The 11,260-nt window shown below is 45.3% G+C and carries 13 protein-coding genes; 12 read left to right on the forward strand and 1 reads right to left on the reverse strand.

Annotated features, from left to right (window positions below; all coding sequences use genetic code 11):
- The first annotated feature begins 99 nt into the window (after positions 1–99).
- Entirely contained in the window at positions 100–702 is a 603-nt protein-coding gene (locus ACI35L_RS08860; protein WP_049672150.1) for a class I SAM-dependent methyltransferase, read from the forward strand.
- Positions 703–776: 74 nt separating this feature from the next.
- Here the strand turns inward: ACI35L_RS08860 and ACI35L_RS08865 are convergent, their stop codons facing one another.
- Entirely contained in the window at positions 777–1,658 is an 882-nt protein-coding gene (locus ACI35L_RS08865) for a cation diffusion facilitator family transporter (protein WP_049672149.1), read from the reverse strand.
- 254 nt (positions 1,659–1,912) lie between these two features.
- Between ACI35L_RS08865 and ACI35L_RS08870 the strand changes: the two genes are divergently transcribed.
- The 11 genes from ACI35L_RS08870 to ACI35L_RS08920 all read left to right on the forward strand — a co-directional run.
- Positions 1,913–2,050, forward strand: a complete 138-nt coding sequence (locus tag ACI35L_RS08870) for a YezD family protein (RefSeq protein WP_082197193.1) — start codon at positions 1,913–1,915, stop codon at positions 2,048–2,050.
- A gap of 113 nt (positions 2,051–2,163) precedes the next feature.
- Positions 2,164–2,871, forward strand: coding sequence for a phosphoadenylyl-sulfate reductase (locus ACI35L_RS08875; RefSeq protein WP_049672148.1), 708 nt, complete (start codon positions 2,164–2,166; stop codon positions 2,869–2,871).
- A 13-nt stretch (positions 2,872–2,884) separates the two neighbouring features.
- Complete coding sequence (locus ACI35L_RS08880) at positions 2,885–3,955, forward strand: inorganic phosphate transporter (protein ID WP_439802699.1); 1,071 nt, start codon at positions 2,885–2,887, stop codon at positions 3,953–3,955.
- Between the two features lie 20 nt (positions 3,956–3,975).
- Positions 3,976–5,121 carry a sulfate adenylyltransferase gene (gene sat / locus ACI35L_RS08885; protein WP_439802700.1) on the forward strand — a complete coding sequence of 382 codons (1,146 nt, stop codon included), beginning with the start codon at positions 3,976–3,978 and terminating at the stop codon, positions 5,119–5,121.
- A gap of 13 nt (positions 5,122–5,134) precedes the next feature.
- Positions 5,135–5,734, forward strand: coding sequence for an adenylyl-sulfate kinase (gene cysC, locus ACI35L_RS08890; protein ID WP_439802701.1), 600 nt, complete (start codon positions 5,135–5,137; stop codon positions 5,732–5,734).
- 12 nt (positions 5,735–5,746) lie between these two features.
- Positions 5,747–7,378, forward strand: a complete 1,632-nt coding sequence (locus ACI35L_RS08895) for a nitrite/sulfite reductase (RefSeq protein ID WP_439802702.1) — start codon at positions 5,747–5,749, stop codon at positions 7,376–7,378.
- Entirely contained in the window at positions 7,362–7,580 is a 219-nt protein-coding gene (locus ACI35L_RS08900; RefSeq protein WP_049672144.1) for a DUF3906 family protein, read from the forward strand. Before ACI35L_RS08895 ends, ACI35L_RS08900 begins: the two co-directional genes overlap by 17 nt.
- Positions 7,581–7,582: 2 nt before the next feature.
- Positions 7,583–8,359, forward strand: a complete 777-nt coding sequence (cobA, locus tag ACI35L_RS08905; RefSeq protein ID WP_439802703.1) for a uroporphyrinogen-III C-methyltransferase — start codon at positions 7,583–7,585, stop codon at positions 8,357–8,359.
- A 19-nt stretch (positions 8,360–8,378) separates the two neighbouring features.
- Positions 8,379–9,125, forward strand: a complete 747-nt coding sequence (locus tag ACI35L_RS08910; protein ID WP_439802704.1) for a sirohydrochlorin chelatase — start codon at positions 8,379–8,381, stop codon at positions 9,123–9,125.
- Complete coding sequence (locus ACI35L_RS08915; protein WP_049672141.1) at positions 9,113–9,709, forward strand: precorrin-2 dehydrogenase/sirohydrochlorin ferrochelatase family protein; 597 nt, start codon at positions 9,113–9,115, stop codon at positions 9,707–9,709. Before ACI35L_RS08910 ends, ACI35L_RS08915 begins: the two co-directional genes overlap by 13 nt.
- 190 nt (positions 9,710–9,899) lie before the next feature.
- A partial coding sequence (locus ACI35L_RS08920; RefSeq protein ID WP_439802705.1) for an ABC transporter substrate-binding protein occupies positions 9,900–11,260 on the forward strand: 1,361 nt, incomplete at its 3' end.

Raw genomic sequence — 11,260 nt, forward strand, 5'->3', positions numbered from 1 at the left:
AGAGGGAAATAACCCTCTTCTTTTTTTGTCTAAGCGGCTTTCCTTCCTGCCATAATACATTTAAGATAGGATAAAAACGTAAGTGAACTGAGGTTTTTTATGAAAGAGAAATATTATGACGAGCTATTTCGTATCAAAACAAGGGGAGACCAGCAGGGTCATCCAGCTTCCCTAGCCTATAATCGGTATGAACCAACCCCATATGCGGCGCTTGAGAAATTATTTGAAGCGTACAGTATAAGCCGCAAAGATCATGTCGTTGATTTCGGCTGCGGGAAGGGGCGCTTGAACTTTTACATTCATTATTACCATCATGCTTCTGTTTCCGGAGTGGAGATGAATGAAGTTTTTTATAATGAAGCGATGATGAATCTGGCGGATTATGCAAAGTACCGAAATGAAAGAGTCCATTTCTATAATTGTCTGGCGGAGGAATTCTCCATCCAGCCTGACCATAATCACTTCTACTTCTTTAATCCGTTTAATGTGCAAATATTCAGGAAGGTTGTAAATCGAATTCTCGATTCAGTGGAGGAATATAGCCGCACGGTTGATATCATTTTGTATTATCCCTCGGAGGATTATATTTTTTATTTGGAGCATGAGACGCCATTTGAATTGAAGCAGGAAGTCATCGTCAAGCCGCACGATCCATTCGACCGATTCCTTATTTATCAATTGCCGGTTAAACAGTGGATATAACTCTCCTGTTTGAAGTAAAAAAGCTGGACCTGCCATCACTTCATTCCATGATGGCAGGTCCAGCTTAGTTTTATTTATTCTTGATCTGTATTTGGTTCTACGTGTACATGGACATCATAAACACCATACTTCTTCGTGAGATCCGTTTCAACGAGAGTGGCAATATCATGGGCTTCTTGTATATTAAGAGATGAGTCAACAAAGATGACGATATCGATGACTTCATTGTTTCCATAGTTGCGGCCCATGATTTTTTTGACACCTTTCACACCGTCTATTCCCATAATAGATTCTTGATAAAGAGCAATCTTTTCTTCATCAAAGCCGTCGGATAGGTGATGAGAGGCTTCGCGGAAAATATCCCAAGCAGTCTTACAGATTAATAAGCCGACGAGCAGGGCAGTTACCGTATCAAGCCAAGGCATGCCCAGTTGGGAGCCGAAAATACCAGCTGAGGTACCGATACTGACCCAGGCATCGGATAGATTATCCTTAGCGGCGGCCATGACCGACTGGCTGTTGATTTTCTCAGCGAGGTGCTTATTGTATCGATAAACGAGATACATGATGATGAAAGAAAATATACCCACATAGCCTGCCAGCATATCAGGTGCCTCATTATTTCCTTCAAAGATGGAGCCAAAGCCGTTTAAGAGTACCTGGATTCCGACTACCATCATGATCAGGGAGGCAATCAGTGAAGCAATCGTTTCGCTCTTCCAATGCCCATATCCATGGTCGCTGTCAGGCGGACGCTGCGATAGTCTCAGTCCAATTAAAACAGCGATAGAGGCAATAATATCTGTCGTATTATTCAGACCATCAGCCGAAAGAGCCTCAGATCCAGTTATATATCCAATTAATAGTTTCATCCCAGAAAGGAACAAATAGGTGACAATGCTTAATATGGCACCTTTTTCGCCCATTTTTAAATTTGAATATTGTTTTGATTCCATTCATGTCACCCTTTTTTTGAAATCATGCTTATCTATTTTACTATAGAGGTCTGTTCAAGGGAAATGAAAATTCCTTTTCACGGAGCATAGTTACACAGCCTATTTCTGAAAAAATCTGGATTTAATATTGACAAATCATATGTGTATGGTAGGATTAATTCCAATAACTTCTATATAATTCAAGTACCTGTCATTAAACGGGAATACATGAAAGGGAGGCGAACCGTCTGAAACCGTCTGATTTGCAGGAGGTCATGGCTCATTTGGAGCAGATGCTGAATACAATCAAATTTGGATCAATCACCTTGGTGGTTCAGGATGGAAAGGTTATTCAAATCGAAAAGAATGAGAAGGTTCGCCTTCAATCCACAACAATCAATAAATCTAAATAAGAGCTTGCTGACTAGACAAACTAGAGGCAGTCTTTTTCTTGTTTATACAGGAGAAGACTGTCTTTTTTGCATAGTCAGAAAAGAACGCTGCACAGAAAGGGGCTTTATGCTTCATGGACAAAATCAGTAAGTGGCACGAGTTTTCGGAGTCCTTCCATATACATGATGAAACAAAAGGAGCCAAGGTAGTTCTTGAATGGTCCTTTCAACATTTTCATGAGGATAAAATCATTTATGCTTCCAGCTTTGGTGCAGAAGCGATTGTTTTAATTGACATAATCAGCCAGGTTAAGCCAGATGCATCGATTGTCTTTTTAGATACAGGGCTGCATTTTCCAGAAACCTATGAGGTTATTGACAAAATTGAAAAGAGATTTAAAGCCTTAAAGATTGAAAGAAAGCTCCCTGAACTGACGCTTGATGAGCAGAGGGAGCAGCACGGGTCGGCGCTTTGGAAAAGAGAACCGAATAAATGCTGTGAAATTCGCAAGGTTATCCCGTTAAGGAAAGCGCTGACGCCGATGGATGCGTGGATTTCTGGATTGAGGAGGGATCAATCTCCAACTAGGGCGAATACCGATTTCTTTAATGAGGACAAAAAATTTCAAAATATTAAGATTTGTCCGTTGATTCACTGGACATGGGAGGAAGTATGGACCTATATCCACGATAGGGATCTTCCATATAATCGCTTGCATGATGAAGGCTACCCAAGTATCGGCTGCTTCCCATGCACACAAGCAGTAGCAGCCGGCGGAGACAGCCGGGCAGGCCGCTGGAGCGGAATGGGAAAAACAGAATGCGGTCTGCACACGGATTGAGGAGGACGAAAGCATGCTGATCATTATTGCCGTGGCAGTAGGATTGTTCTTTGCCATGAATATCGGTGCGAGCGGAGCTGCGGCGTCTATGGGGATTTCCTACGGTTCCGGTGTCATCAAAAATCCCCTCATTGCCTTATGTTTATGTGGGATTGCAGTCTTTCTCGGTGCGTGGCTTGGCGGAGGTGAAGTCGTCAAGACATTGGGGAATGGCATCGTCCCAAAAGAAACGTTCACAATTTCGATTGCACTCATTGTACTTGCGTCAGCAGCAATGTCTCTGTTCCTGGCTAATATTCTGTCTATCCCGCTATCAACGAGTGAAGTGACAGTCGGTTCCATTGTCGGAGCGGGAATCGCCTATCAAAGTCTCTATGTTGCTCAGTTTGCATGGATCTTCATGTTTTGGATTCTGACACCGCTAGTGGCTTTTACGATTGCTGTATTGGCAGGAAAGTTCTTGAAATGGCCATTTATCAGCAAGTGGGTCCGCTCAAAGAAAGCAAAGCCTATACTAGCCGTGCTAGTGGTCATAATGGGTGTATTTGAGGCCTTTTCGGCTGGGATGAATAATGTGGCCAATGCAGTAGGACCACTTGTCGGGGCAGATATTCTAACCACGCAATCAGGAATCTTCTGGGGAGGTTTATTTGTCGCCATAGGTGCTGTCCTGCTAGGCAGGGGCGTACTTGAAACAAATGGGAAGAAAATCACGGAATTGAGGATTGAGGAAGGCTGCATTATTTCTGGAACCGGGGCAGGACTTGTTATGGCAGCTTCGATCTTCGGTATTCCTGTTCCACTCGTGCAAATTACAACGTCATCCATTATTGGCATCGGCTTTGCCAAGCAAGGAAAGGCCGTATTGAAGAAGGATATCGTTATAAAGCTGTTCGCTGTCTGGATTGTATCACCGGTGCTATCCATGGTACTTTGCTTCACCCTGATTCAATTACTGATTGAGCAAAATATGTATCCAATTGTCGTGATGGCAGGATTATTAATCTCTGTTTTTGGTGTGAAATATTTAATGAAGAAGAAGCCTGAAGAAACAGGAGAAGTATGGCTGACAAAACAGAACTAAATGAAAGAGGGATGATAAGGATGTCTTTGCCAAAACCACATGGAGGAACTCTAATCTCCGCTTATGAACCGAATTACGATGTGACCACTATTGAAAAAACACTTCAGCTGGATGCTGTCGCATACAGCGACCTGGAGCTGATTGGCATTGGGCTTTTCAGTCCTTTGACAGGCTTCTTGGGCAAGGCTGATTATGAGTCTGTTGTGGAATCAATGAGACTCTCAAACGGCACAGTTTGGTCTGTGCCTGTGACACTGCCGGTTGGAGAAAGGGAGGCACAAAGCCTTGATTCAGGTGTGCAGGTCAAGCTTCAGTATGAAGGAGAAACGGTCGGTGTCGTCACTGTGTCTGACGTGTATGAGCCGGACTTGTCTAAAGAGGCCAGGGAGGTTTACAAGACAGAGGAAGAGGCACATCCTGGCGTGAAGCGGCTCTATGAGCGCGGGAATTATTACGTGGGCGGCGAGATTATCCTCATCAAAAAATCCGATAAAGGTGTATCGGAGGATGTATGGTATGAGCCAGCAGAAACACGTGCCTTGTTTGAGGAGAAAGGCTGGAAGACGGTCGTTGGGTTCCAGACGAGAAATCCTGTCCACCGTGCCCATGAATACATCCAAAAGGCAGCGCTAGAAACAGTGGACGGCTTGTTCTTGAATCCGCTTGTCGGCGAAACAAAGGCAGATGATATTCCGGCGGATGTTCGCTTGAAAAGCTACCGCGTGCTTTTGGACCATTATTATCCGAAAGAGCGAGTGCAGCTCGGTGTATATCCGGCCGCGATGAGATATGCCGGGCCGCGTGAGGCAATTTTCCATGCGATTGCCCGCAAGAACTTTGGATGCACCCATTTCATTGTTGGGCGCGACCATGCCGGCGTCGGCGATTATTATGGGACCTATGATGCCCAATATATCTTCAGCGAGTTTACGGAGGAAGAGCTTGGAATTAAGCCCCTCTTCTTCGAGCATAGCTTTTATTGCCAGAAATGCGAGGGGATGGCCTCTGATAAAACGTGCCCGCACCAAAGGGAAGACCGGGTAATTCTTTCAGGAACGAAAGTGAGGGAGCTTTTGCGAAACGGAGAGTTACCTCCGTCAACCTTCAGTCGCAAGGAAGTAGTTGAGGTGCTAATTGAAGGATTGAAAGAAAAAGAACAGGTGTGAGGAGGGGTAGGTAATGGAGAAGGCTACGAATATTATCTGGCATGAAGCTGCTATAACAAAGGGTGAGCGGCGTGCGCAAAATGGCCATGGGAGCTGTGTTCTTTGGTTCACAGGTTTGTCAGGCTCAGGAAAATCAACAATCGCCAATGCATTTTCGAGCTATTTATATGAACAGGGGATAAGTGAATACGTGCTTGATGGCGATAATATCCGCCATGGGCTGAATAAGGATCTTGGGTTCTCGGATGAGGACCGTACAGAAAATATCCGCCGCATTGGAGAGGTTGCGAAGCTATTTGTTGATAGCGGAACGATTGTGACGACAGCCTTCATCTCTCCGTTTCGTTCAGACCGTAATCAAGTCCGTGCTCTTTTCGAGGAAGGGGAGTTTATTGAAGTATTCGTGAACTGTCCGCTGGATGAATGTGAACGACGTGATCCTAAGCAGTTATACCAGAAGGCGCGCAGAGGAGAAATAAAGGACTTCACTGGGATAGACTCCCCTTATGAAGCACCGAACGCACCGGAAATAACGATTGTATCTCATAAAGTGACAATAGAAGAAGCAGTGAAGGAAATCGCTGATTACTTAGTTTCAAAGAATATTATTTAAGGGGGCTGTCTCATGGCTTACGATAAGTTTTGGGCAACGAATGAGAAACTGAATAAAACGGAAGTGGCGAAGCTTGATAAGGATGGCCTTCGCATCTTGGATGATATTCCGGCCTATGCCGAGAACGGCTTTGCCTCCATTCCAAAGGACCAATGGGATCTGTTTAAATGGGCAGGGCTATACTTGCAGCGCCCGAAGGAAGACGGCTATTTCATGATGCGCGTGAACGTGCCATCCGGGATTCTGTCAAAAGAGCAGGTAGAGGTGCTCGCCGGCATTGCCAGAGACTACGGTCGAGGTGTATTCGACATCACGACACGTCAGGCTGTTCAATTCCACTGGCTTGAGATTGGGCAGATTCCTGACATTTTCAATCGTCTTGAAGCAGTTGGCCTTTCAAGTGTCGGCGCCTGCGGGGATATTACGAGGAATATCGTCGGCAACCCAATTGCAGGCATTGATCCGAATGAGCTCTTTGATACATCGGGGATTGTAAAGCAAGTCTTCGATTTCTTCCAAAATAATGAGGATTTCTCGAATTTGCCTCGGAAATATAAAATGTCTATCAGCACAAATTTGCATAATGCATCAAATGCCGAGATCAATTGCATTTCCTTCACGCCTGCCGTTAAGGTCCTAGATGGAAAAGAAAAGCAAGGATTCCATTTGAAGATTGGAGGCGGCTTATCTGCTCGTCCATTTCTCGCGCAAACGCTTGATGTCTTCATTGAGCCTGAACGTACATTAGAAGTAGCGATAGCTGTGACGACTATCTTCCGGGATTACGGCTATCGGGAAAAACGTCATTTAGCCCGTCTGAAATTCTTGATGGCTGATTGGGGACCAGAGAAATTTCTTGCAAAGCTACAAGAATATACTGGTCCGCTGCCAACGAGGGGAGAGGAGCCTGTTGGAGAATGGAATGCCGGATACTTTTATGGCGTACATGACCAAAGGCAGGAAGGATTAAAGTTCTTAGGCTTTAACGTACCAGTCGGACGCCTTGATGCGGATGAAGTATTTGAGCTTGCTAGAATTTCAGATAAATATGGTAATGGAGAAATCAGGACATGTAATTCTCAGAACTTAATCATACCGAACGTACAGGCAGAAAATGTGGATGCTTTATTGGCAGAGCCCATCTTTAAGAGAATCACGATTAAACCGAATTCATTTATCGGCCATGCGGTTTCCTGCACAGGTATTGAATATTGCAATCTCGCATTAGTAGAGACGAAGGAGCGGATGCGTTCTATCGCTTTGGAGCTTGATGAGCAAATCCAATTGGATGTGCCTGTGCGCATGCATATGGTTGGCTGCCCGAACTCTTGCGGTCAGCGCCAGATTGCTGATATCGGGCTGCAAGGGATGAAGGTGAGAAATGCCAATAAAGAGATGGTTGAGGCCTATGAGATCTATGTAGGCGGGACACTGAATGCCGGCGGGGAGTTCAATGAGAAGCTGAAAGGGAAAATTCCGGCAGAGGACTTATCAGGGGTTCTCTTGAAGCTATTAACCTATTTCAAGGAAGAGAAGCATACGGGTGAATCCTTCTATGACTTTAAACACCGTGTTGGATTAACGGCTATTCAAGAGGCACTTGATTCTATCTTAGGACTTGGATCACATGGCGTTTCTGTATAGATTTGAAGTTTGCTTAGAGGAGAAGGATGTCATAGCTGTCATTACGGCAGCTAATGATGAGGAGGCTTTTCAGCACTTGGATGTCGAGCTTGAGAAATTCTATTTACAGCTGCCGAAGATTGTAGACGTGACATTAAGAGAAAAAAAGCGGATTGGCAAAAATGCCGGTTTCATACTTGATGATGATGAGAGAGGGTGGTAAGGATGGCTGGTAAAGTATACTTAGTCGGAGCGGGACCGGGTGACCCGGATTTAATTACGGTGAAAGGGCTGCGCTGTCTGGAGCAAGCGGATGTCATTCTTTACGACCGTCTTGTGAACACTGAGCTTCTTGCCTATGCAAGGAAGGATGCCCAGCTTGTGTACTGCGGGAAATTGCCGCATTACCACACAATGAAGCAGGAGACTATTAATCATTTCTTGGTGAAGTATGCAAAGCGGGGATTGACTGTAGTTAGGCTGAAGGGGGGAGACCCCTTCGTATTCGGCCGCGGCGGCGAGGAGGCAGAGGAGTGCGTGAAGCATGATGTGCCGTTTGAGATTGTTCCCGGTATAACGTCTGGTATTGCAGCCTCTGCTTATGCGGGCATTCCTGTGACCCACCGAACACTTAGCAAGAGCTTTGCCTTTGTAACCGGCCATCAGGCTGGTGACGCGGCGGCAGAGCATCAATGGGGTCATCTGGCCAATGCTGTAGATACGATTTGTGTATACATGGGTGTCTCCCATTTACCAACCATTCTTCGCAATTTGATTCAAGCGGGTAAACCGGCTGATACGCCCATTGCGCTTGTGCACTGGGGAACCTGTTCAGAGCAGCGTACAGTCACTGGTACATTGGCAACAATTGAGGATGAAATCAAGCGGGCTAATATTGCCAATCCAAGCATGATTATTATTGGAGAAGTCGTCCGGCTTCATCATCGCTTGAACTGGTTTAAGGAAGAAATTGAACCGCATTTGCCGGTAGTCCACGGTTAAAGGGGATAGGAGGGACAGTGTGAGAGCAATATTATATGTCGGCCATGGTACAAGATCGAAAAAAGGAGCCGATGAAGCGAAGCAATTTCTAGAACAGGTTATCAACGAGGTACAGTGTGAGATACAGGAGGTCAGCTTTCTTGAACTGACGGAGCCATTCATTGCAGAAGGGTTCAATCGATGTGTAGAAAGAGGGGCGACGTCAATCTGCGTTGTCCCTGTTTTTCTCCTTTCCGCGGGCCATATCAAGAAGGATATTCCAGAGGCATTGGAGCCGCTATTGCAAAGGTTCCCGGATATTCCTGTGGAGATGGCTGACCCATTTGGAGTGCGAGAAGATCTTTTAGATGCAATGGTTGAACTTATTAAGGATGCGGCACCTGATGCAGGCAGAGAGGATTCTGTTCTTATTGTCGGCAGAGGAAGCAGTGATCCGGCCATTGTAAGGGATTTTTCAAATATTGTCACAGGAGTGAAGGAAAGGATAGCGTTTGAACGGGTGGAATCCTGCTATTTGGCGGCAGCGTCCCCAACCTTTCAGGAGGGAATCGAGATTATTTGCAAATCAGTTTCAGGCAGGGTTATTGTCGTGCCATATTTGTTGTTTGAAGGGCTTTTATTGGCAGAGGTGCGCCGAGAGGTACGGAAAAGAGCGGGTAATGGGGAAGACATCCTTTTAACAAGTCCTCTAGGAAAGCATCAGTCGGTAATTGATATCATCAAGAATAGAACTGGAGCTGCAGGAGGAATATTATGCAGCCATTAATCATTGATTTGGCAGGGAAGAAGGTAGTCATAGCAGGAGGGGGAAGGATAGCGGCACGGAAAGCAAAGGTACTCTCCGAAGAACAGGCACTGATTACCTTCATCGCTCCGGAGATTTCAGAGGAGGTCCGTGCACATGCCAAAGAGCGGAAGTATGAAGTGATTGAACGTGCAGCTCTTCCAAGTGATTTCAGCGGAGCGATGCTCGTTATTCTTGCAACGAACAGCAGAGAAGTTAATGGATCTCTAGCAAGAATATTGCCAGCTAATCAACTGGTGTGCGTGGTCGATGAGTCAGGAGAAGGCAATGTGACCTTTCCAGCAACGGTCCGCCGCGGGCATTTGCAGATTGCGGTCACATCCAATGGGGCCAGCCCTAAATTAACACGCAAGCTGAAAAAGGAGCTGGAGCAGCAATTTGATGATTCATGGATTAGTTATACAGCTTGGCTGTATGAAATGAGAGAGAAGATTAAGCAGCTTGATTATCCAGATGCCCAAAAGCAAGAGATTCTCTGGAGAATTTTAGAGGATGAATATAGGGAGCTGAAGAATCGGAGCGATATTTTGGTGGATAGAGTTTAAGTGGTATATCACATGGATATATCACTTTTTTTATGACTTATTCGTCATTTAAATTAGATTATCAAGTCAAATAGAGGTAGGACTTCACCTAATGCTGCAGGATAGGTGGAACAGCTTTTATGGCATGGAAAAAGAAATTTAGAGAATACTAATGATTGGTGCGTTATTTTTTGTCTGGAGGGAGATTGATGTGAGATGGCTGTATATAAAAGTTTCTATTATTTTTATCCTTTTATGTCCCTTGAACATGGTCCATGCCTATGGAGAATCAGCCGATAGTCAAGCGGATGAATTAGTATTAGCCTTGACAAGGGAGCCAAGACTTGGCTTTGACCCAATAGCTGGTCTTGAAGCGGGAGGGACCGGTTTTATACATAGCACACTTTTATCCCTAAACGGCAAAATGGAAATCTCTTATGATCTGGCGGAGGAATACCAGATGAGTGAGGATAAGTTAATATGGGAGTTTAAGCTTCGGGATGATGCCTATTTTACCGATGGGCAGAAAGTTACGGCCTATGATGTAGCCTTCACGTATCAGCTAGCTAAGGACAGGGGAGAGATTAAAGGTCTGGAAGGGTTTGAGCAAACGCAGGTAATTGATGATTACACAGTGCAATTTCTGTTTAAAAAGCCTATGTCCTCCTTTGTTTATACAGCTGCCTCTATTGGCATTGTTTCAAGCGAAAGCTATGGAGATGAATCTAATACTGAGCCAATTGGATCGGGACCTTATCAGCTTATAAAGTGGGAGAAGGGAAAAGCGGCAGTATTTGTCCGCAATGATAACTATTATGGTCATACACCCTTTTTTCGGCGAATTCAGGTGCTCTTTGTACGAGAGGATGAGGCTTATGCCATGGCTAAGGATGGCAGGGCTGATTTAGTGCAATCGACTGGGGCGTATGCGGAAGACAAGATTAACGGGATGGAAACGCTCCTAGTGGAAGGAGCAGATAATCGAGGGATTTCGCTCGTAACGGTGCCAGAGGGAGCTTCCTTGAATGGCGCAGCTGCCGGCAATAATGTTACGGTGGACCCGTCCATACGAAAAGCCATACAGGCTGGAGTAGACCGGGAGAGAATGGTAGAAAAGGTGCTGAATGGCTTTGGTCGTGAAACATGGAGTGCAGCACTTGGTCTTCCGTGGGGTCAGCCGGCAGAGGGGGAACGAAACAAGAATAAGGCTGATGAGCTCTTGAGGATAGGGGGCTGGGTCGATTCAGATGATGACGGGCTAATCGAGAAAAAGGGAAGAAAGGCAAACTTCACGCTATCCTATCCTTTTGATGATCCCATATACAAAGCGATGGCGCTCGAATTAAAGGAGCAATTAGCCGAAATGGGAATTATGATTTCTATAAAAGAATGCACGTGGCCGGAAATGAAGCAATATAGGCAGACAGGCGCTTCCTTGTTAAAATCTGAAGCATACAATCCATTTGATCTTTATTATTTATATCACTCGAATAATCGCGGGATTGGATATGGGAACCCGAGTCTTTATGCATCGGAGAGAGTAGATTCAGCAATTGAAACAGCCTTTTGGAG

Origin of the sequence: Pradoshia sp. (assembly GCF_051873915.1) — a bacterium.
Lineage (GTDB): Bacteria > Bacillota > Bacilli > Bacillales > Pradoshiaceae > Pradoshia.